Source organism: Pseudoduganella sp. RAF53_2 (assembly GCF_052113985.1).
Taxonomy (GTDB): domain Bacteria; phylum Pseudomonadota; class Gammaproteobacteria; order Burkholderiales; family Burkholderiaceae_D; genus Rugamonas.
The window spans coordinates 1-21,486 of record NZ_JBFRDW010000017.1 but is presented as its reverse complement, the minus strand read 5'-3'; the positions used below and the strand labels follow the sequence as shown (position 1 = coordinate 21,486).

16 protein-coding genes and 2 tRNA genes are annotated in these 21,486 nt (G+C 61.0%); 7 read left to right on the top strand and 11 right to left on the bottom strand.

Annotated features, from left to right (window positions below; translation table 11 throughout):
- The 5 genes from AB4Z11_RS02190 to AB4Z11_RS02170 form a co-directional block, all read right to left on the bottom strand.
- A partial coding sequence (locus AB4Z11_RS02190) for a hypothetical protein (protein WP_442022480.1) occupies positions 1-185 on the bottom strand: 185 nt, incomplete at its 3' end.
- Positions 182-721, bottom strand: coding sequence for a cysteine hydrolase family protein (locus AB4Z11_RS02185; RefSeq protein ID WP_442022478.1), 540 nt, complete (start codon positions 719-721; stop codon positions 182-184). The genes AB4Z11_RS02185 and AB4Z11_RS02190, both read right to left, overlap by 4 nt.
- 423 nt (positions 722-1,144) lie before the next feature.
- Positions 1,145-1,564, bottom strand: a complete 420-nt coding sequence (locus tag AB4Z11_RS02180) for a DUF6326 family protein (protein ID WP_442022477.1) — start codon at positions 1,562-1,564, stop codon at positions 1,145-1,147.
- Between the two features lie 114 nt (positions 1,565-1,678).
- Positions 1,679-1,754, bottom strand: a tRNA-Asn gene (locus AB4Z11_RS02175).
- A 59-nt stretch (positions 1,755-1,813) separates the two neighbouring features.
- A complete protein-coding gene (locus AB4Z11_RS02170) occupies positions 1,814-4,003 on the bottom strand; it encodes a TonB-dependent receptor (RefSeq protein WP_442022475.1) in 2,190 nt (729 codons plus the stop codon).
- A gap of 282 nt (positions 4,004-4,285) precedes the next feature.
- Here AB4Z11_RS02170 and AB4Z11_RS02165 point away from each other — a divergent pair, with 282 nt between their 5' ends.
- Complete coding sequence (locus AB4Z11_RS02165) at positions 4,286-6,991, top strand: S8 family serine peptidase (RefSeq protein ID WP_442022473.1); 2,706 nt, start codon at positions 4,286-4,288, stop codon at positions 6,989-6,991.
- Between the two features lie 3 nt (positions 6,992-6,994).
- Here AB4Z11_RS02165 and AB4Z11_RS02160 read toward each other — a convergent pair whose 3' ends face one another.
- The gene (locus tag AB4Z11_RS02160; protein WP_442022471.1) at positions 6,995-7,420 is read right to left on the bottom strand and encodes a DUF3224 domain-containing protein; all 426 of its coding nucleotides are present in this window, start codon (positions 7,418-7,420) and stop codon (positions 6,995-6,997) included.
- Positions 7,421-7,493: 73 nt separating this feature from the next.
- On the opposite strand from AB4Z11_RS02160, the gene AB4Z11_RS02155 reads away from it, so the two are divergent.
- Both AB4Z11_RS02155 and AB4Z11_RS02150 read left to right on the top strand, forming a co-directional pair.
- On the top strand, positions 7,494-8,309 hold the full coding sequence (locus AB4Z11_RS02155) for an AraC family transcriptional regulator (RefSeq protein WP_442022469.1): 816 nt from the start codon (positions 7,494-7,496) through the stop codon (positions 8,307-8,309).
- A 192-nt stretch (positions 8,310-8,501) separates the two neighbouring features.
- The gene (locus AB4Z11_RS02150; RefSeq protein WP_442022467.1) at positions 8,502-11,378 is read left to right on the top strand and encodes a TonB-dependent receptor plug domain-containing protein; all 2,877 of its coding nucleotides are present in this window, start codon (positions 8,502-8,504) and stop codon (positions 11,376-11,378) included.
- A 74-nt stretch (positions 11,379-11,452) separates the two neighbouring features.
- On the opposite strand, the gene AB4Z11_RS02145 is transcribed toward AB4Z11_RS02150, so the two are convergent.
- The gene (locus AB4Z11_RS02145; RefSeq protein WP_442022465.1) at positions 11,453-12,205 is read right to left on the bottom strand and encodes a LytR/AlgR family response regulator transcription factor; all 753 of its coding nucleotides are present in this window, start codon (positions 12,203-12,205) and stop codon (positions 11,453-11,455) included.
- Positions 12,202-13,296, bottom strand: a complete 1,095-nt coding sequence (locus AB4Z11_RS02140; RefSeq protein WP_442022463.1) for a sensor histidine kinase — start codon at positions 13,294-13,296, stop codon at positions 12,202-12,204. Before AB4Z11_RS02140 ends, AB4Z11_RS02145 begins: the two co-directional genes overlap by 4 nt.
- 127 nt (positions 13,297-13,423) lie before the next feature.
- On the opposite strand from AB4Z11_RS02140, the gene AB4Z11_RS02135 reads away from it, so the two are divergent.
- A complete protein-coding gene (locus tag AB4Z11_RS02135; RefSeq protein ID WP_442022462.1) occupies positions 13,424-15,508 on the top strand; it encodes a TonB-dependent receptor plug domain-containing protein in 2,085 nt (694 codons plus the stop codon).
- Between the two features lie 4 nt (positions 15,509-15,512).
- On the opposite strand, the gene AB4Z11_RS02130 is transcribed toward AB4Z11_RS02135, so the two are convergent.
- Positions 15,513-15,713, bottom strand: coding sequence for a hypothetical protein (locus AB4Z11_RS02130; RefSeq protein WP_442022460.1), 201 nt, complete (start codon positions 15,711-15,713; stop codon positions 15,513-15,515).
- Positions 15,714-15,772: 59 nt separating this feature from the next.
- Positions 15,773-15,848: transfer RNA gene (locus tag AB4Z11_RS02125), tRNA-Asn, on the bottom strand.
- A 187-nt stretch (positions 15,849-16,035) separates the two neighbouring features.
- Here AB4Z11_RS02125 and AB4Z11_RS02120 point away from each other — a divergent pair.
- Both AB4Z11_RS02120 and AB4Z11_RS02115 read left to right on the top strand, forming a co-directional pair.
- Complete coding sequence (locus tag AB4Z11_RS02120; RefSeq protein WP_442022458.1) at positions 16,036-17,520, top strand: MFS transporter; 1,485 nt, start codon at positions 16,036-16,038, stop codon at positions 17,518-17,520.
- 10 nt (positions 17,521-17,530) lie between these two features.
- Complete coding sequence (locus AB4Z11_RS02115) at positions 17,531-18,544, top strand: glycoside hydrolase family 43 protein (protein WP_442022456.1); 1,014 nt, start codon at positions 17,531-17,533, stop codon at positions 18,542-18,544.
- 3 nt (positions 18,545-18,547) lie between these two features.
- Here the strand turns inward: AB4Z11_RS02115 and AB4Z11_RS02110 are convergent, their stop codons facing one another.
- A complete protein-coding gene (locus tag AB4Z11_RS02110; protein WP_442022455.1) occupies positions 18,548-20,464 on the bottom strand; it encodes a DUF6351 family protein in 1,917 nt (638 codons plus the stop codon).
- 143 nt (positions 20,465-20,607) lie between these two features.
- Between AB4Z11_RS02110 and AB4Z11_RS02105 the strand changes: the two genes are divergently transcribed.
- The coding region (locus AB4Z11_RS02105; RefSeq protein WP_442022453.1) for an AAA family ATPase at positions 20,608-21,486 on the top strand (879 nt) is incomplete at its 3' end.

The window sequence follows — 21,486 nt, the reverse complement described above, 5'->3', positions numbered from 1 at the left end:
GTCGCCCACTTCTCTTCCCAATTTGCGTCGGATGTGACGATGACCATGCCCGCAAAGTCGTCCTTCGACTTCAGCGAGTCGGTTTCAGCAATCGGCTTGCCRGAGCGGTCCTTCCAAAAGTTCGCCTGCGCGCCCGCGCCGCAGGAAATCGCCGCCGCGATAATCAGTAATACCAGACGCTTCATATTTTCGATGCCTCGCAGGAGTGAATGACCGTCGCATACTCGCCGTGAAGATTGGCCAGCGCCATCGCGTGCACATCTTCAGCCGAGCGCTTCACACCATTGAAATCGTCCATCGCGTAGGCGTAAGTCCCATCCGATACCACGTAGGTTTTGAAGCCGAGATTGCCCGCAGTCCGCGCCGTGGACTCCACCGAGTTATTGGTGCTGACACCAACGATCACCACCGACGACTCCCCGCGCGCATGGAGCCAGCGCTCCAGTCCCGTGTTGATGAAAGCATCCGGCACATTCTTCTCGACGACATGTTCATGCGGCAGCGGCGCCAATTCAAGCTGGAACTCAACGCCCGGCTGCCCCGGCCAGAACGGCGAGCCCGGTGTGCGCGACATATGGCGCACATGTACGATCGGTGCCTTACGCTCACGCCATGCTTTCAGAAGGCCAGCTACGACCACCTCCGCCCCGTGATTATTCCGGACCTCAGCCTCAGGCCAGGTCATCCCCACTTGCATATCAATGATCAATAACGTGGTCATAGAGCCTCATAATTTTGATCACATCATTGTACAATGGCGCGCATCGACTCATAACCAGCGACTGGAGCGCAAGGCGTGCAGGACGTCCGGTTTATTAAATCAGGCACTTGCCAGCAGCACTACCGACAGAGCCAGGCTAGCGATTTAAGATGGTAGCCACGGCATCGACAACCGGATTACCGGGGCCATTGTCGGTCACAAATAGCCGAGCAATTAACCCACAAAGAAGCATTGCGGCGATCGCAGTGAGAAAGATGGGTATGAACCAAGAGGCGGGGAAGATAAAGACTACGCTCCTCATGCAACAACCGCGCACGCAAGCCAGCTTCCCAGGAATTTCGATTTCATAAGCCTAACGTGAAGGATAATCGGCGACTGGAGCGGGCAACGCGCAAGCCGTCCGGTTGATATGTTCGCGCATCCTCAGGCACTTCGGGGCCATTTCCAAGCGGTCCAGGCGACGAATGCGGTTAGCGCCGCCTCGAGTCCGCCCATCCCGATGTAAAAGGCCCAGCCGCTGCCGGAGATAACTAACACTTCGATGACTGTGTAGATGATGCCAACGATGATATTCAACCAGCGGCACGCGACTGGCTTGAGAAGCATGGACAGCATGATCATCAGGCTCGGCAGTGCAAGCATTGCAGCGGTGCCGGCCAGAACACCTTGAGTTACCGGCCCAAGCGGGGCCATCTGCCCGGCCAGCATACCTTGCAGTTTGTTGGGGACATAGAGCTCGAAGTAATCGGCGTAGATGTAGCAGAACATCACCGAAGTCCATATCGCGGCCAGCTTATAGCGCGTTGGAACTTGCACGTCCTCAAAAGCCTTTATCTCTGCCATAGCATAGTCCAATGTTTTCAAAACAATAACATGCCAGAAAATAAAGAACGGAGCAACTGCGAGGACAGAAAAGTAAAAAGGCCTTGTGTTCGCACACAAGGCCTTTTTGAATTCTGGCTCCCCGACCTGGACTCGAACCAGGGACCTGCGGATTAACAGTCCGTCGCTCTACCGACTGAGCTATCAGGGAAAAGAGGCCGTATTATATACAGCCCGTAGCAGCCTGTCCAGTATCAGGCTGCAACTTGTTTAGAAGCCGCCTTTGAACTGAACGCCCCAGACGCGTGGCTCGTTGATGAAGCCGGTCAGGTTGTTGAAGTCGATGGCGCCGGTGATGCGGCGCTGGTCGGTGATGTTGCGGCCGAACACAGCCACTTCATACTTGCCGCCTTGCCAGTTGTAGCCCACGCGCACGCCGCCTTCGGTCAGAGGCTTGCCGGTGAACTCGGTCGCTTCGTACAGGAAGAAGTTGACCTTCGAGCGGTAGGACCAGTCGGTCAGCACGAACAGGTTGCCGTCAGCCAGCGGATAGTTGTAGCGCGCGGTGGCGTTCAGAATCCACTTCGGAGCCTGTGGCAGTGCGTTGCCGTCGATGACGACGCGGCCAGCAGCGTTGATCGGGTCCAGCACGGTGCAGGTCGGGCACTTGTTCACGGACAGGGACGGGTCCTTGATCTCGGTGAAGTTGTACGAGGCCGATGCAGACACCTTGAAGTCGTTGGTGATGAAGCCTTCGATTTCGCCTTCCACGCCGCGGCCCTTGGTCTTGGCAGCGTTGATCAGCTTGGTCACGTTGGTGTTACCGCCCACCACGGTCAGCTGCTGGTTCTTCACGTCGTAGTCGTACACGCTCAGGGATGCGCGGGCACGGCGGTTCCACAGGTCGGCCTTCACACCCGCTTCGTAGGAAGTGATGGTTTCAGYGTCAGCCACGGTGATCGGCACGGAGGTCGATGCAGCAGCGATGGAAGGAGCGCGGAAGCCGGTTGCAATGCGGGCGTACAGGCTGACGTCGTTGTTCAGCTTGTAGTTACCGGACAGGTCCCAGTTCAGCTTATGCTTGCTTTCGTCCACGCCATTCGGGCCAACCAGAACGATGTTGGTGGCTTCCAGGGTGTTGAACTCTTTCTGGTCGTGGGTGAAGCGCAAGCCGCCACGCACGGTGAAGGCGTCGGTCACGTTGTAGTTCACGGAACCGAAGGCCGCCCAGGCCTTATTCTTCTGCTGGGACACGACGCGGCTGGTGCGGTCGCCGGCAACGTTGTAGTTGTCCTGGCCGGCCTGGCCATCTTCGTCGAAATAGTACATACCGGCTTGCCAGTTCAGCGGACCAGCGTACTTCGACTCAATACGGAATTCCTGGGAATACTGCTTCAGGTCCGGGATGAAGGAAGCGGTCTCAACCTGGAACGGAACGGCTGGGAAATTGGTCGGATTGCCACCGTCGATGTCGCCGCGCGAGTTATAGCGGGAGATGGTTTCGTAGCCGGTGATCGAGAACAGCTTGTACTGGCCGATATCCCAGCTCAGACGCACGTTGGCGCCGCGGGTGGTCAGCTCCTGGCCTTCCTTGCCGTTGATGGCGATCTGCTCAGGATCGAAGCCATCCACGAAGTCGTTGGTACCCTTCTTGATGATGTTGGCGCGGAACAGGCGGGAGTCGCCGGTAGTGGTGCGCTGGTGCACGTTGAACAGGGCGTTGAACGCGCCGTTCGGCTGGTACAGCACCTGCACGCGCTCGGCGTGTTCGTTGTAGCCTTCGTACGCGTCCTTCTGGCCAGTGAAGCTGTTGTTCACGTAGTCGTCGCGGTGTGCACGCAGGGTGGATGCGCGCAGTGCCCATTCGTTCGACAGCGGAATGTTGGCAGCCGCTTCGATGTTGGCGGTGGCGTTGGTACCGTAGGACAGGTTGTAGTAACCCTCGATGCCCTTCAGGCTTGGCTTGGCGGATTCAAACTTGACCACACCGGCCGGGGTGTTGCGGCCGAACAGGGTGCCCTGCGGACCACGCAGCACTTCCACGTTGGCCAGGTCGTACATCGGGTAACCCTTCAGGATCGGGTTTTCCTGCACGATGTCGTCATAAATCAGGGAAACTGGCTGCGATGCGAACACGCTGAAGTCTGCGTTACCGTAACCGCGGATGTAGAAACGCGGGAACACACGGCCGGTGGACGATTCCACGTTCAGCGATGGGGTCTTACCTGCCAGCACGCGAATGTCCTGGCCGCCGGAGATCAGGATGTCCAGCTTTTCGCCCTTGATGGTCGAAACGGAAACAGGAACATCTTTAACGTTTTCAGCGCGGCGCTGGGCGGTCACGGTGACCACTTCCATCTTGCCGGCTTCGGTTGGCTGGGATTCTTGTGCCAGGGCGGCCATCGGCATGACTGCGCTCAGGGCCAGGAGACGCTTGTGCATCTTGGACAGTTTGATCATTTATCTTTCCTAGTTGTTCATCGAGGTGTGCAACGCAGTCTCCGCGTCCCTCCCTGGTCTTAACGCCTGGGCAATGTAGTTGTTTTGATCTTTTGATGCTGCCTTGCTAAGGCGACTCAAAAAAAGAGCCGAGATTATATACCCTCTATAAGATTTCAGCTATACCAACACCTTGCCGCTATGCTAGGAACGCACTTTAGACATAGCGCAAAGAGCCGCATTTTCAGGCTCCTAGACTGGCCTGATCCCCTCGCGGGGAGATAACCAGTCAAGGAGCTTTCCATGAAAAACTTTCCAACAGAGATGTCCCACACTTCGGGCGCGCCCTTGGCGCTCGAACGCACCCGCATGCTGATCGCGTTCAAGCAGCCTCGCGAACGGGCCGAGGTCGAACAATTCCTGCACAGCCAGGAACTGTTTCTGGAAGATGAACCGGAAGCCGGCGGCATTCCGGGCGAGCGCGTCAACCACACCAAAACGCGCTACTTCGTGCAGGGCCGCAAACCGCTGAGCGACGCAGCCGTCGCCCGTGTCGAAGCCGAAGGCGCCAGGCTGGGACTGGACTGGATCGGTCCCGTCTATCGCCAGGCCGGCGAAGATGGCCGCCGCGGCCTGCTCGCTCCCCTGCCCCATGCCGGCGTGCTGAAGGTGCGCGGCCAGACCGACACCGGCGCCGGCAATGTCCCGCTGCTGCCCGACACGCTGAAGCTCACCGGTCCTGAGGGAGCGGCGCCGCTGCTGCAGGAAGTACCGGAAAAATCGCGCTATCTGAACGGCTATCGCTACTTCCAGATCACCAATCCGAAGGAAATAAACTCCTTTCAACTGCGCGATATGGTGTTGGCTTCACCCAACGCGGCCATGGTGGACTTCCAGTTCGAGACCATGCCCTTGCTGACGCCAACTTCGATCGCGCCCAGCGATACCCTGTTCCCGCAGCAGTGGGATATGACGCGCATCCAGGCCGGCGGCGCGGGCACTACCGGCTGGGACATCACGACCGGCTCAGCCACCGTCGTCGTGTGCATACTTGATGAAGGCTGCGACCTCAATCACGCCGACYTGAAACCTCGCTTCATTTCCAGCGGCATCAACCTGGGCAGCATGTCCGGCGACGGCTCGCCCACCGGCCCGCACGGTACGGCGTGCGCTGGCATCGTGGCGGCCACCTTCAACAATGGCACCGGCATCAGCGGCGTGGCCGGCACGGCGAAGTTGCTGCCGGTCGCTTTCGACGCCTGGACCGATGTGGAAGTGGCGGCGGGCATCAACTACGCGTCATCGCATGGCGCACATGTGATCAGCATGAGCTTTGGCTGGAATGCGTGGAGCCACGCCATCATCGACCCGGCCATCCAGGCTGCCTACAACAACGACGTGGTGATGTGCGTCGCCACGCATAACTACAATGGCCCGATCACCTACCCGGCCACCAACCCGCTGGTGATCGCGGTCGGTGCCTCCGACGAAGTCGACAACCGCAAGACGCCATCCAGCCCCGATGGCGAACCGTGGGGCTCGAATTTCGGCCCGCAGATTTCGGTCGTATCGCCCGGCGTGCATATTCCGACTACGGACATCTCCGGCACCGGCGGCTACAACTCCACCGCAGGTGCTGCGGGCGATTACGACCTGGTGTTCAATGGCACCTCGTCCGCAACGCCGCACGTGGCTGGCCTGGCGGCACTGATCCGCAGCGCTTATCCCATGCTGACCAGTGCCCAGGTGCGCGCCCATATCGAGCGCACCGCCCAGAAAGTCGGTTCGGTGGCCTATGCCGAAACGGTTGGCAAGTCCAATGGCAGCTGGAATCAGGAGATGGGCTATGGCCGCATCAACGTGCTGCGCGCCCTCGATGAAGCGGATGTGCTGATCAAGGATGCGCCCAACGACACTGGCGCCGAGCCTTACACCGGCAGTAATTTCTGGGACTTCTCGGACATCGTCGTGCGCATCACGGACGACAATGTCTTCGTGCCCGCCGATCCGGCCAAGTCGAAGAACGTGGAGCGCGGCCAGGCCAACTACATCTACGTGCGCGTGACGAACAACGGCTCCCGCGCCGCACGCAACGTCACAGTCCACACCCGCATCACGCCTTATGTCGGCCTGCAATTCGTCTACCCTCCCGACTGGACGCTGGTGGACGGCATGCACGTCAGMCCAACGCCGGTCACGGCGACCTTCGCCAATGTTCCGGCGGGCGGCACGGTGATGGCCAAGTTCCGAATCGAGTCGGCGCAGACGGACACGCTGTACGGCTGGGAAGCCAATCATCCATGGCATCCCTGCCTGCTGGCCGTGGTCAATTCGGACAACGATTACGCCTTCTCCACCGTGCCGCTGTCCGCGAATCCGATCACGCCGCGCCTGAATAATCTGGCGCAGCGCAATCTGTCGGTGATCGATGTCATCGGCAATGCCAGCGTCGCCTTCCCTTTCGTGGTGGCCAGCCGCTATAACCTGGAACGCAAAGTGTCCATCGTGATCGACCGCAGCCGCCTGCCGGTTGCGATGCCGCTCACGTTGTCGCTCGACGAAGACGGCGCCGCCTTCCCTGCCGTTGACTTCGCCAACCAGGCCGCACCGACGCCAGGGCCGGACCAGGAAATGGACGAAACCATGTGCGAGAACAGCCTGATCTTCCTGCAGGACACCAAGGTCAAGACACGCTTCGGCTGCTGCTGCGGCATCCTCACGCTGAACAAGGGCTCGCGTTTCGATTGCATTCCGAAGCACACGCTGGGCAACGTGAGCGTGCAAGGCGGAGACGTAGTCCTGCGCAACGGCAAACGCTATGTGGAACTGAAACAGCCGATCGTGCAGATCACCATGGAAAAGGACGCGGGCATCATGTATCCGATGTCCATGCAGACCACGATTCCGGACGGCGCGCAATCGGGTGAACAGTTCGTGATCAACGTTTCCCAGCTTGATAGCCAGGGCGTGGCGGTAGGCGGCGCGGCCATGGTCTACCAGGTGAAGTAAGCCTTATGGCAGCTGGTAGTCCATCTTGTAGAAGTGCTGTCCGCCCTTGATCTCAATCGTCATCGAGCCGGACAAACCAGTCAGCTCGCCGCTACCCGAATCCGGCACCACCGTCAGCACCAATGACGGGGTGCCGCGATTCATCGTCCCGCTATGCTGCAGCACGAAGCTGCCTTTGCGGCCATGCAGGCTGCCGTCCACGCGCTCCATTGCCACATAGCCCGCCGATCCCGCCGTCTCGGCGCGCACGGACAGCATCTCGCCCAGTCCATGCGCCACCAGGTCGCCTTGATACTGCTTATCCAGCGTCATACGTCCCAGGCCGGCCTGCTCGATGCCCGGCGACGGTGTCTGCGGCGTCATCTTCACTTCGAACTGGCCCGCCGCGTGGGACATCGCCAGCGCAAGCGCCAAAGTTCCAACCATCATTGCTCTCCTCCTTCATTCGATAGAATCTGCACTTTACGGCTGCCACACCGGCAATGATTGGAAAAACGCGACAATGACTAATGTTCCCGGCAAGGCCCGCGGCGTGCTGCGCCCGCACTTCGCGCAAGGCGAGTTCCGCCACGAACGCCTAATGCCACCGGCCGCGCTGGCCGATCACATCGAACACTTCTGGTTCGTGCAATGGGATTTGCGCGGACTGCCAGCCCAGCAGCAAGCCACGCTGCCGCATCCGAACGTGCATCTGGTCGTTGAGCGCGGCGATGCGCGCATCTACGGCGTGCATACGGACCGTTTCGACCGCAGGCTGGAGGGCTACGACTTCGCCTTCGGCATCAAATTCAAACCGGCCGGTTTCCAGCCCTTCCTGCGCTCGCCCGTGGCCGCGCTGGCCAACGACAGCATCGCCGCCAGCCAGGTCTTCGCCTCCGCCGCTGACCTCATCCGATGCGCTCAAGTGGACGACATGCCCGCCGCTGCGGAAGCCATGCTGCTGGCCGCCCTGCCCGCGCCGGACCCGAACGTCGCGCGAATCAATAACATCGTGGCCGCCATCGCCAGCGACCTCACGCTGACCTCCGTCGAGCAAGTCGAAACGCTGGCCGGACTGGACAAGCGCACCCTCCAGCGCCTGTTCCAGAAATACGTGGGCATCGGTCCCAAATGGACCATCAAGCGCTACCGCCTGCATGAAGCCATTGCCCAGGTGCAATCCGGCGCCGTCATCAACTGGGCCGATCTGGCCCTGCAATTAGGCTATTTCGACCAGGCCCACTTCGTCCGCGACTTTCGCGCGCTGATCGGGCAATCCCCCGCCGAATACGCGCGATCCATTGCAATTTCGCAAACGACATCAAACGAAAGTAACTAAGTAGACCAAGTTTCGTTTACCGTTTGTGAACGCAAAAAAACAACGTTTCTACGAAAACAATTAATGAAACCTTAATAGTTGTTTCTAAATGTAAGAATTGTCATGCGATAGTTACATTTGCCTCGAAGAAGGCAAAGAGAGAAATGTTCAAGTAAAAATCGCATGGAGTGAGATTTGATCAAGCAGCCGACTTTGAAAACCGCTGCCCTCGCCATTACCCTGGCGTTCGGTGCAGCCGACCTGGCACTTGCCCAACAGGCAGCCAACCAACCCACCACCACCGTCTACGTTACCGGTTCCAACCTGAAGCGCACCGCCAAGGAAACCACCAGCGTGGTACAGGTAATCACCGCGCAAGACATCAAGGACACCGGTGCCACCTCCGTCCAGGATCTGCTGAAGTTCATCCCTGCCATGGGCAGTGACGGTAATTTCGATTCTTCCGATGGCGGCTTCGCTCGCGGCGCGTCTACCGCCTCCCTGCGCGGCCTGACCTCGACCTCCACCCTGATCCTGTTGAACGGCCGCCGCATGACGCCGGGCGCTTACGCCGATCCGAACAACGGCAACTCCACGATGTATGACCTGAACAGCATTCCGGTCTCCGCCATCGAGCGCGTGGAAGTGCTGAAGGAAGGCGCATCGGCCATTTACGGTTCCGACGCCATCGCCGGCGTGATCAACTTCATCACCAAAACCAGCTACAAAGGCGTGGAAGTCTCGGCTCGTTACAGCGGCAACGACGACAACGAATTCCGCCGCAAGGGCTTCAGCTTGTTGGCCGGCAAAGGCGATCTGGATACCGACGGCTACACCGTCTTCGCCACTCTGGATGTACAAAAACGCGACCGCACAGCGCGTATCGATGCCAAGGACGTGGAATGGGATCTGTACAAGACCCTGAACGGCCGCTTCGCCACGCCTTACGGCAGCACCGTCTCTGCCTCGCCAGTGTTCTATCGCGAGAGCGCACCGGGCTCGAAGAACTTCGGCGTAACCCAGGCCACGCGCGACCAGCGGCTGGTGATCTCGCTGAACTGCGATCCGTCGCGCCAGCTGGTAGGCAGCCGCACCATGGGCCTGTCCGCATCGTCCGTTTTCATCGACCGCAAGTTCTGTAACTACGATCTGCCGTCGACCACCGAGGCGCAATCGGCAGGCAAGGATTACAACTTCCTGTCGCACGGGGAACTGAAACTGGGCGGCGACTTCCAGGCTTACTCCGAGCTGTCCTATAACCGCACCGAGCGCGATTACACCGGCGCTCCGCGCACACTGGCCCAGAGCCAGACCACCAACTTCACCGCTGATGGCGTGGGCGATCCATTCCAGGTCATCCTGCCGATCGGCCATCCGGACAACCCATTCCCGAATGCGCGCGCCTCCGTCGGCTACCGCTTTGAGAACCTGCGCGGCGGTAACAGGAACGTCAACGACAATCTGCGCGCCCTGGTCGGCGTACGCGGCAGCCTGGGCGGCTGGGATATCGACAGCGCCTTGCTGTGGAACGAAGCGCACCGCAAGGACACCTCTTACGGCCAGCTTTATCTGCCAACCCTGCGCAAGCTGAACACCGGCACCACGCTGGCGCAGCTGGCGGCCGATCCGACGCTGGGACGCGACGTCACTTCCGATAACAAGGCCTCCATCACCCAGCTGGACTTCAAAGCCAATCGCGAGTTCGGCCAACTGCCAGGCGGCGCGATGGGCGTGGCACTGGGCGGCGAATTCCGTCAGGAGAAAATCGACCTCACGCCGGACGACCTGGTTGCCACCGGAAATATTCTCGGCCTGGCCAATACCGTCCTGCACGGCCGTCGCAATGTGAAGTCGGCCTTCGCTGAATTCCGCGCTCCGGTGCTGAAGAGCGTCGAGCTGTCCGCGGCGGGCCGCATCGACAAATACGATGGTCTGGAAACCAACTTCGTCCCACAGCTGGGCGCGAAGTGGACCCCGGTTGAATCGTTCTCGGTTCGTGCGTCCTACAGCCGCGGCTTCCGTGCTCCGGCACTGAATCAGACCACGCCGGGTGGCGCTCAGTTCTTCCTGCAAAATCTGTACGATCCGAAGCGCTGCAACACCGACGAAGAAACACCACGTCCGGGTGCAACGGAACAGGACTGCAATAAGTCCGCAGCCGGCACCGGCGGCGCCAATCCGGATCTGAAGCCTGAGAAGTCCCGCAGCTACAGCTTCGGCTTCGTGCTGGCGCCAGCCTCCAACATCGGCATGACGATCGACTGGTACCGCATCCGCAAAGAAGGCGAAGTGATCCTGGGTTCGGCCTTCGACGCGCTGAAGAACGAAGACAAGAATCCGGGCAACGTGGTGCGCGACACCAACCCGGTCAACTTCGTCACCGACGTAAATGGCAAGCCGATTCCAGGCACCGGACCGCTGCTGATGGTGCGCGAGCCCTGGCTGAACCAGGGCGCGACTGAAACCAGCGGTATTGACTTCGACGGCTCCATGCGCAACAGCCTGGGTGCTTACGGTGCCCTGAGCACCAAGCTGTCGGCAACCTACGTGATCTCCTACAAGATCGCTCAGAACCCTGGCGACATCGAGCACAATACGGTGGGTCACGATCCGGGCCTGTGGGACTGGAACCTGTCCAACAACACTCGCATCCCACGCTTCAAGTTCAACCTGTCGTCCAGCTGGAGCTTCGGCGACCACGCTGTGAACGCCTCGGTGAACTATGTTGGTCCGATCTCGCTGATGCGTGGCTATAACGGCGACGTGACTTACGCGCAGCCGTTCTGCCACTACGGCACTCGCAAGCCGACCGATGCAGAACAGAATCGCGACACCACCACGCCGCTGTACGAGGAATACTTCCCGGATTGCGCGATCAAGAGCTGGACCACGGCCGGCCTGGGCTACACCTACACCGGCTTCAAGAACGTGACGCTGAGCCTGAACATCAAGAACCTGTTCGACAAGGCTGCACCATACGCTCCGAGCCAGGGTGTGAACACCTCGGCGACGCCGCTGCCAGGTTACCTGGAAGGTCTGCACGACAACAAGGGCCGTTACTTCACCGCGACCGCACGTTACGTGTTCTAAGCGAGTGCTTGCCCGCCGCCCCGGTGGCGGGCCAAATGACAAGGGCCGCGTTATTCGACGCGGCCCTTTTTTCGCTAACTCTTCAGCGCTGCTTTCGCTGCCATTGCATAGCGCTCGCTGACTGGCAGGTTCTGCCCGCATTTCAAGGTTAAGGTCATGCCATCCGGCGTCAGACGTAGCGCGGCCATCTGGCTGCGCCGCACCAGCATGCGCCGGTGAATGCGCAGGAAGTGGGACGGATCGAGATAGCGCTCCAGCTCCGTCAGCGTACTGCGATGAAGCAGGGAACGCTCTGCCAGATGCAGCTCCACGTAATTGCCCGCCGTATCGATCCACAACACGTCGTCCAGGTTGACCCGTTCAATTCGTCCCACTGAGCGCACCGTCAGCTCGCGCCAATAGCCCGGCGCGGGATCGGTAAAGTGCCGCAAGGCCTGGGTATAGGCTGCGCGCTGCCCGAGCAGTGCGCTGGCGCGTTCGAGCGCCCGCTGCAACCGCCGCTCGTCGACCGGCTTCACGATATAGTCCAGCGCATGCGCGTCGAAGGCTTCCAGGGCGTGGCCGCGATGCGCGGTCACGAAGATGACCAGCGGCGGCGTCTCCTGCCGGCTCAACTCGCGCGCCAGCTCCAATCCGGACTCCACCGGCATTTGCACGTCCAGCAGCAGCACATCCACGCCGCCCTCTGCCAGCCGCGTGCGCGCCAGCATGGCACTTGCGCACTCTCCCACCACCACCCAACCCGGCAACGCCGCCAGCGCCAGTCTCAGATTGGTGCGCGCATGCGCCTCATCGTCGACAATCAGCACCTTCAGCGGCGCGCTCATTCGTCCGCCTCCACTGGAACGCGTAACACTGCTTCGAAGCGGCCAGCCACCTGCGCAGTGTCCAGTGACGCCGCCCCACCATAAGCGAGTTGCAAACGCGCCCTGATGCCGCGCAAGCCAATGCCCAGCCCTGCCGACGGCGCAGTATGCGGCCGAATCGGATTGCTGACCGTCACCCGCAGCGTGCTGCCCTCGCGCGCAAAACCAATCGCAATATCGCTGGCCTCATCATGGCTTTCGAGATCGTGGCGCAGCGCGTTTTCGACCAGTGGCTGCAGCAGCATGGGCGGACACTCGATGCCATCATCCAGTATGCCTGCGCCTTCCACGCGCACTTGCAGGCGCGGCCCAAAGCGCAGCCGCTGTAAATCCAGATAGTCCTGAACGAACCGCAGCTCCTGTTCCATATCCACCCAATCGCGCTCGCTGCTCGACAAAGCGTATTGCAGCAGATCGCCCAGGCGGGAAAGGCCATCCAGCGCCAGCGGTTTATCGTCCATGCGTACCATGGCGCTGATCGCGCTCAGCGTGTTGAACATGAAGTGCGGCTCCAGCTGCCCGCGCAGCGCGGCCAGCCGCTGGCGCTCCAGCGACAAGCGCGCCTGCGCCAACTCGGACGCATGCTGCTGCCGCTGGCGCCACAGCAGAATCGCCGCCACCGCACCGAACGCCATCGTCAGCAGAACAAAGACCACGAACCACTCGAACTTGTCCATCGTGGTCCAGTAATGCCAGGCATTGGCCAGCGTCGGCGCCAGGTCGAATTTGAAGCAGCGCCGGAACGCGAGTCCCAGCATCGCGCTCGGCCAGCACAGCACCATGAACGCCGCATACCCGGCTGCGATCCGGCGCGGAGTCGACAACCAGCCGGGATGGCGGCGATAAATCATATAGAGTGCAAAGCTCTGCACCATCATCGCCACATAGCCGCACCACCAGCCCGCCGTCATGCGCCAGTAGCTGCGGGTGTCGCCATCGTGCGCGGCATCGCCCAGCGTGGTCATGCCCGCGACCGCGCACAATGCAGTCCATAGCGCAAAGTTGATCAGCAAGGCGCGCAACCAGGCGGGAATGGGAGTCGAGGTTCTCATCGCGGCGCAGTATAGCAGTCCAAAATCCGCGTTCATCCCTATCGCGGCGGCTTTCGTCACTCTCCATATTGGCAAGGCATCGCGCTTGCACGACAATGCGCTCCGTCCTCACTTATTGTCATGTGCAATGCGCCCAGCCCTGCTGATTGTTCCCCTGCTCACGACCGCCCTTGCGGCGAATGCGGAAGAAGACATCGCCCGCGTGGAAATCAAGGCCGACAGCGGCCTCCAACTGCGCAGACAGGATATGGCGGGCCGCATCGTGGTCTCACGCGACGAGCTGACGCGCTACGGTGATGCCAGCGTGGCCGATGCGCTGCGCCGCCAGCCGGGCATCGTGATCAACGGCAGCAAAGTCCAGCTGCGCGGACTGGGTGGCGGACGCACGCAATTCCTGATCAACGGCGATCCGGCGCCACCGGGCTTTTCTCCGGACAGCCTGGCGCCGGAGCTGATCGAGCGCGTCGAAATCCTGCGCAGCGCCAGCGCGGACAGCAGCACGCAGGGCATTGCAGGGAGCATCAACATCGTCCTGCGCAAGTCGGCCGCGCGTGCGCAAAMGCTGGCCACCCTGGCCGGCACGCACGGATCGGCAGGCTGGTCGCCGGAAGCGGCGCTGGATCTCTCCCGCCCCGGCGACATCATGTCCGGCACGCTGGCCGCCCGCGCGACGCGCTCGCACCGCAGCACCAGCAACACGACCACGGAAATCAATCCTGATGCCAGCCGTGTCACCAGCGATGCTGAAGGCGGCACCATCGACCGGCTCGGCCTCACGCCGCGCCTGAACTGGAAATGGAAGGATGGCGCCACGCTATCCTGGCAAAGCCTGCTGGATATTGCGAACAGCGACAATCACGACAAAGCCCAGGAAACTATCCTGGCCGGCGCATCCAGCGACTACCCGCACAACGGCTTCGCATCCAGCGCCCACACCGTCACCGCGCGCAGCGACGTCGAAGGCGGCCAGCGCCTTGGCGAAAATGGGCGCTTCGAATGGAAAGCCGGACTGGCCCACAGCCGCCGCAACAGCGACTACCGCTTTATCGGCAGCAGTGCCGCAGACGAGGAACTGTGGCAGCGCCACGTGCTCTCGAACGCCATCGACGATGGCGCCAGCAGCAGCGGTAAACTGCGCATCGGCGGCGATAGCGGACACGCCATGTCCGTGGGTTGGGATGGCACGCTGGCCCGCCGCTCCGAATGGCGGCGCCAGGAAGACGCCGACGCCACGGGCATTCCCCTCGGCGTACTTGATCAGCGCTACGTCGCCCGCGTCTCGCGCCTGGCCATGTACGCGCAGGATGAGTGGTCGCCGCTCCCGCAGCTGGACGTTTATATTGGCTTGCGCTGGGAGGGCCTGCGCACGCGCACCACGGGCCGCGACATCGACGCTGTCGCCAACCATTCCAGCGTCTGGAGTCCCGTCGCTCATTTGTTATGGCGGCTGCCCGGAAAGCGCGATCAATTCCGGCTTGCGCTGGCGCGCAGCTACAAGGCCCCCGCCACGCGCGACCTGGTGCCGCGCCGCTACACGGTGAATAACGATAACGGCCCGACCAATCCGCATTACCAGGGCAATCCCGACTTGCGTCCGGAACTGGCGTGGGGCGCGGATCTGGCGTACGAAAGCTATTTCAAAGGCGACAGCATGGTCAGCGTTTCGGCCTACCAGCGCCGCATCAGCGATGTGATCCTGCCCTGGTTATTCCAGGACCGCGGAGAATGGGTCAACACGCCGCGCAACAGCGGCCGCGCGGTGACCAATGGCATTGAAATGGATGGGCGCCTGTCGTTTGGCGCAAGCGGCGCGACGGCGCGATTGACTGTATCGCGCAACTGGTCGCGGGTAGACTCGGTGCCGGGACCGGACAACCGGCTCGGGGAACAAACGCCGCTGGTCGTCAACGCCGGACTGGATTACCGCCTGAGCGCCGCCACGACTGCGGGATTCAACTGGAATATAAAAACAGGCGGCATCGCGCGCACGTCGGCGACGCAATGGTCCGAGCGCGGCATCGAACGCCGCCTGGACTTGCGCGCCAGCTGGCAACTGAAGCCGGGCGTCACCCTGAAATTCGCAGCCAATAACGTGCTTGCGCCGGACGCACGCAGCGCGCAGCGCTACGACGACGGCAGCAGCAACTACTGGCGCGGTATCGCGAGCAGCAGCGAGCGCACCATCCGCATCGCCGCCGAATGCGCGCTTTAAAGAATCAGGCCAGGGCTTCCTTGGCCGCTTCTTCCGGTGTCAGGCCCTCGTAGAACATATCCGTGAACCATTCCACCTGTTCCTCGATATGCTCCTGCGCCTGCTCCACCGTGGCGCCGCCTTTGACCAGGTAGCCTTCCACCTCGATGCACCACTGGATCAGCTCCAGTGTTTCCGGATCGAGTTCATCTTTCTTTTTTGCCATCTCAAAACTCCGCTACAAAGCAAAAAGCCCAACCTCGGAAGGCTGGGCTTTTCTAATTCTGGCTCCCCGACCTGGACTCGAACCAGGGACCTGCGGATTAACAGTCCGTCGCTCTACCGACTGAGCTATCAGGGAAAGGAGGCCGAATTATATACATGCAGGGAACTTCTGCAAAGCCCTTTTTTCGAATACGTCCATTATGTCGCTTGACGCCCCCGTCTGGAACAGTGACAATGAAATGATAGCGCTATTCATTTAGCGTTTAAGTCATGTTAATACCATGAAAACAGCCGTGGAGACCGGCTTTAAAATGAGAGACACAATGACCCCTGCCAACCAGAGCGCGACGGAGAAGCTCTCTGTCGTGGAAAAGATCGGCTATAGCCTGGGCGACCTGGCTGCCAACCTGATCTTCCAGACACTGTTGACGTTTATTGCCTTCTTCTACACGGACGTCTACAAGATCCCGGCCAATGCCGCCGCCACCATTATCTTCATCGGCGGTCTGACCGGCGCCTGCTTCAATCCGCTGATGGGCTTGCTGGCCGACCGCACCGTCACCCGCTGGGGCAAATTCCGCCCATGGCTGCTGTGGACTGCAGTGCCCTTCGGCCTGATCGCCATCCTCGCTTTCAGCACGCCTAACCTGGGCGACAACGGCAAGATCATCTACGCCACGCTGACCTATATTATGCTGATGCTGGTCTATTCGGCCAACAACCTGCCCTACTCCGCCTTGAGYGGCGTACTGACCGGCAGCATGGAAGAGCGCAACAGCCTGTCGTCCTACCGCTTTGTGGCGGTGATGATCGCGCAACTGATCATCCAGGTGCTGCTGCTGCCGCTGGTGCTGATCCTCGGCGGCGGCGACAAGGTGGCGGGCTTCCGCAACACGATGATCATTTTCGCTGTCGCAGGCACCATCTTCTTCCTGATCGCCTTCGTCACCACCCGTGAACGTATCGTGCCGACGGCGGCCCAGCGTTCCAGCATCCGCCAGGACATCACTGACCTGATCGGCAACAAGCCCTGGGTGGTGATGCTGCTGCTGACCATCCTGGTCTTTATTACGCTGGCTCTGAAGGGCGGCCTGTACATCTATTACTTCAAGAACTACCTGAGCCAGGATGCGCTGACCGCCTTCCTGAAAGACATCGGCTTCGTCAGCTTCATCGATCACCTGAACAATGCGCTGATCAGCATCGGGCTGACCCRCTTCCAGTGGCCGGAAGACCCTGCCACCTCGGCCTTCAGCCTGTTCAACGGCGGCGGCATTGTCTGCATGATCATCGGTATCGGTTTCTCCAAGCCGCTGGCGGACCGCTTCGGCAAACGCGACGTGTTCGGCGCGGCGCTGCTGGTGTCCACGCTGTTCATGCTGGCCTTCTTTTTCTACGGCCCTGCCTCGATCGGCCTGGTGTTCGCCTCGCAGATCATGCACGGCTTCTTCTACGGCATCACCATCCCGCTGCTGTGGGCGATGATCGCCGACGTGGCCGACTACTCCGAATGGAAGAACAACCGCCGCGCCACCGCCCTGATGTTCTCGGCGATGATCTTCGGCCTCAAGGCTGGCCTGAGCATCGGCAGCGCGCTGGTCGCGGGACTGCTGTCCGGCTATGGCTATGACGGCGCGCAAGCGGTGCAACCGGAATCGGTGGCCAATGGTATCCGCCTGTCGATCAGCGTCTACGCGTCGATTCCATTCCTGCTGGGCGTGGCCCTGCTGTGCTGGTACGAAATCAACAAGGCCACCGAGCGCCGGATCGAACTCGATCTGCTGGCGCGCCGCGCCGCAACGAACTAAAAGGTACGCAATGTCCGAACAACTGACTCCGGCCGAAGAACTGGCCTTGACGCGCGCCATCTCGCAGCCACTGGTAAGTCACATCTACACCGCCGACCCGTCGGCCCACGTGTTTGAAGGAAAGCTGTATATCTACCCGTCGCACGATATCGAAGCAGGCATTCCGTTCAACGACAACGGCGATCATTTCGGCATGGAGGACTACCATATCCTGTCGATGGATAGCCCGGACGGCGCCGCCACCGATCACGGCGTCGCCCTGCATGTGAAAGACGTGCCATGGGCCGAGCGCCAGATGTGGGCACCGGACGCCGCCCACAAGGACGGCAAATACTACCTGTACTTCCCTGCCAAGCGCGCTGACGGCATCTTCCAGATCGGCGTGGCGGTTGGCGATAAGCCGGCCGGCCCTTTCAAGCCAGAGCCGACGGCAATCGAAGGCAGCTATTCGATCGATCCTGCGGTCTTTGAGGACAACGACGGCGCCTACTACATGTACTTCGGCGGCATCTGGGGCGGCCAGCTGCAAAAGTACCGTGACAACGTCTACGCTGCCAACAATGAGGAACCAGCGGACGACCAGCCGGCGCTGACCGCACGCGTGGCGCGTCTGAACGCGGACATGAAGAACTTTTCCGAGGCGCCGCGCGCCGTCGTCGTTCTGGACGAAGAAGGCAAGCCGCTGCTGGCCGGCGACCATGACCGCCGCTACTTCGAGGCGCCGTGGCTGCACAAGCACAATGGCAAATACTATTTCTCCTATTCGACCGGCGACACTCACCTGCTGTGCTACGCGGTTGGCGACAACCCATATGGCCCCTTCACCTACCAGGGCCAGATCATGACGCCGGTGATCGGCTGGACCACCCACCACTCGATCGTCGAATTCGAAGGCCGCTCCTACCTGTACTACCACGACAGCAGCCTGTCGAAAGGCATCACCCACCTGCGTTCGGTGAAAGTGACCGAGCTGCATTACGACGCCGATGGCCGCATCAAGACCATTGACCCGTACGGCAAGTAAGCCTTAATTGGCAGGGCGGCCCACGTCGCCCTTGCTGTAATCGCACACGCCTTGCGGGAAGATGCGCGCCAGCCAGGCGCGTTGCGTCGGCGTGAAATCAGCCTTGTAGGTGCCGTCGCCCAGCGCGGCGGTTACTGGCTTCAGCGCGCATTTGAAGATGTCGCCCCTGATCGAATCGCCTGCCACCATGCGCGGACTGCTGTAGATCGGGAAAGCCCGCGTGCAGGCGCCTTGCGGTTTGGCGTCCAGAATGCCGTCCCACACCGATGGCCCCGCCGCGATCACCGCACCATTCGCGTCAAAGCACTTATCCGCAAATCCCTGCGGAGCCGCGCCACTCGTCTGGTAGACATCGAGCACCGACAGCGCCTGCATCACCGCATCGGCCAACCCCGCCTCGCCTGCCGTGAACCAGATCACCTGCCGTGAAGCCTCGGCCGGTGCGCCAGCCTGCAAACGCGCCCGCACCGAGAACGACTGCCGCGCATTATGCATATTCAGCTCCGGCTCCAGATACGGCCGCAGATCGATCATCGGGATGCTCAGTTTACGTCCCGTGAACACCTGGCCGGACGTATAAGCCTTGCGCATCGCATCCACACTACCCTGCCGCCGCTGCGCCGGCGTGCCTGACGGCTCACGGCAGGACGCGCTGCGCCGCATATTGCGCGAGTCGAATGGGTCATCATTGCCAGCCCAGGTGACGAATTCCGGCTGCTCCTTCCAGCCACCCACGCAGGCATTGATGCGCAAAAATTCGCCGGCGCCGATGCGACCATCGTTCAGTGCCGACAGGCCGTATTGAACGCCGACGTTATCGATGGAGATAGGCGCGAAGCCTGCGCTGTCGGTGCCGTAGATGTCCGCCAGGTCATTCCAGTGCGTCCACTTCACCTTGGCGAAAACGCCATCGGGATAACCGTAGGCCTGGGCGGCCTTGTCGAAGCGCGGGTCTTTGTAGGTGGGATTCAGCACGTTCAGGATCGCCATGCGCCAGCCGTTGATGCATTCAGTCGAACCGCTGGCGCCAGTGATGGGATTGCGTGCGGTGTCGCTGGCATTCGTGCCTTCGATCCAGGCTTGCCTGCTCCACTGCGTCCATGGCGACGACGGATCGCGCGCGACCTCGTCGCGGAAGTATTGGCCCAGCAGCGGACAGTCCGCGACGGGAATCGTTTGCGTGATCATGTCGGGATAGGACTGGATCGGAATGCCCGCATCCAGCAAGCCCGGATGATTTTGCGCGAACATATACTGCTGCACGGCGCCGCCCGAACCGCCAATGCCCACCGTGTATATCGGCTTGCCGTATTGGTCGATGAAGTGCTGCTTGGTCAGCGCAGCCGTTTCTTCGGCCAGGCGCATGTTGTAGTGGACACCCGTCTCATTGCCGGACGACGTGACCACCGCATAACCCTGCCCCAGCAAACGCGGCATCATGCGGCGCTCGGCGCTGCCCAGGCTCTCGTTGAACCACATGGCCGTGCCCTGCTGGTGTCCGATGCCCACACCGCCGCGCAGCCAGTACACCAGCTTGTGATTCCACGCGGCCGGCTCCAGCATCGCGATCGTGTACAGGAAGCGGTTGATCGTGCCGACTTCCACCCGCACCACAAAGGGCACGGCGGCGCCGTTCCAGACCGTCGTTTTCAGGTCCGGCGGCGCAGCTGCCTGATCATAAGGCTTGAAGGTCGTGCCGTTGTAGTAGAAGTAGCGGACTTGCGTCGCGATGGCGCAATTGCGGCTGTAGCCGACTGGCCTGCCCTCCGCATCCAGTACGGGATGGCCGATGCCGTCCTGATTATCGACCAGCGGCTGGCCGAGACCGGACTCCTGCGTCCGGCACAAAAAGGGCTGCTGCTGCGCCCACGTCTGGCCGCATATCAGCGCCATGGCTACAACAAAGAACCATCGTCTCATCGCCCGATCCTCCCCGGCTCAAGTGTAGCCGAACCACCTGAAGCGGCCTCGTGACAATTGGCGATATTTCGGCCGAAAAATTCCTCTAGTATCAGCAGATCGCGCCATAGAAGCCGCCGTACGCTTTCAACGGAATGATGACGATGACTGCGAAAACCACAGTGGAGCATGTCTGCGAGCACTGCCACCATTTCAACGTATGGCCGTTGAGTAAGAAAGCGACTTTCCCCTGCGCGTCCTGTGGCCGCCTCTACTGCCAGTCGACACACGCTCACGTGATCGATACCGGACAGATGCAGGAAAAGTTCTACAACGCTTCGACCAGAGCCTGGGAGCGCTTTCCAAAGCAACGCAGCGCAGCAGCGCCGACTGCCTTGGCGCCTGCTCCGAAAGCCGAAGCAACGCCTCCGCCGCAAGTCAATCTGCCTGAAAATCTCGCCCCTGTCCTGGCGCAGCTCGAAGCGCAAATCGGCCTGCGCAACGTGAAGCAGCAAGTCATCGAACTCACCCAGTTCTGCCTGATCCAGCAAGCACGCGCCAGGATGGGGTTGACGAACGCCAGCATCTCCAACCACCTTGTTTTCACCGGCGGCCCCGGCACCGGCAAAACAACCGTCGCCCGCATCATTGGCGAGATCTACCACCGCATCGGGGTGACACGTCTGCCCCGGATCGTTGAGACCGACCGCGCCGGACTGGTCGCACCCTACGTCGGCCAAACCGCCATCAAGACGCTGGAGCGCGTCACGSAAGCCCTGGGCGGAATCCTGTTCATCGACGAGGCCTACAGCCTGCTCGGCCAAGGCAACGACTACGGCAAAGAAGCCGTCGACACCCTGCTGAAGGCCATGGAGGACAAGCGCGGCGACCTGTGCGTGATTGTCGCCGGCTACCCGGACGAAATGTCACGCTTCATCAAATCCAACCCTGGTCTGGAATCGCGCTTCAACAACCACCTGCACTTCGACAACTACTCGGCCAAGGAACTCTACGACATCCTGAAAAAACTCGCCGCCGATTCC

Excerpts from the sequence above, each read along its gene's own strand:
- AB4Z11_RS02185 (WP_442022478.1), bottom strand. The coding sequence starts at position 721 with ATGACCACGTTATTGATCATTGATATGCAAGTGGGGATGACCTGGCCT.
- AB4Z11_RS02180 (WP_442022477.1), bottom strand. The coding sequence starts at position 1,564 with ATGGCAGAGATAAAGGCTTTTGAGGACGTGCAAGTTCCAACGCGCTAT.
- AB4Z11_RS02160 (WP_442022471.1), bottom strand. The coding sequence starts at position 7,420 with ATGATGGTTGGAACTTTGGCGCTTGCGCTGGCGATGTCCCACGCGGCG.
- AB4Z11_RS02155 (WP_442022469.1), top strand. The coding sequence starts at position 7,494 with ATGACTAATGTTCCCGGCAAGGCCCGCGGCGTGCTGCGCCCGCACTTC.
- AB4Z11_RS02145 (WP_442022465.1), bottom strand. The coding sequence starts at position 12,205 with ATGAGCGCGCCGCTGAAGGTGCTGATTGTCGACGATGAGGCGCATGCG.
- AB4Z11_RS02140 (WP_442022463.1), bottom strand. The coding sequence starts at position 13,296 with ATGAGAACCTCGACTCCCATTCCCGCCTGGTTGCGCGCCTTGCTGATC.
- AB4Z11_RS02130 (WP_442022460.1), bottom strand. The coding sequence starts at position 15,713 with ATGGCAAAAAAGAAAGATGAACTCGATCCGGAAACACTGGAGCTGATC.
- AB4Z11_RS02115 (WP_442022456.1), top strand. The coding sequence starts at position 17,531 with ATGTCCGAACAACTGACTCCGGCCGAAGAACTGGCCTTGACGCGCGCC.
- AB4Z11_RS02110 (WP_442022455.1), bottom strand. The coding sequence starts at position 20,464 with ATGAGACGATGGTTCTTTGTTGTAGCCATGGCGCTGATATGCGGCCAG.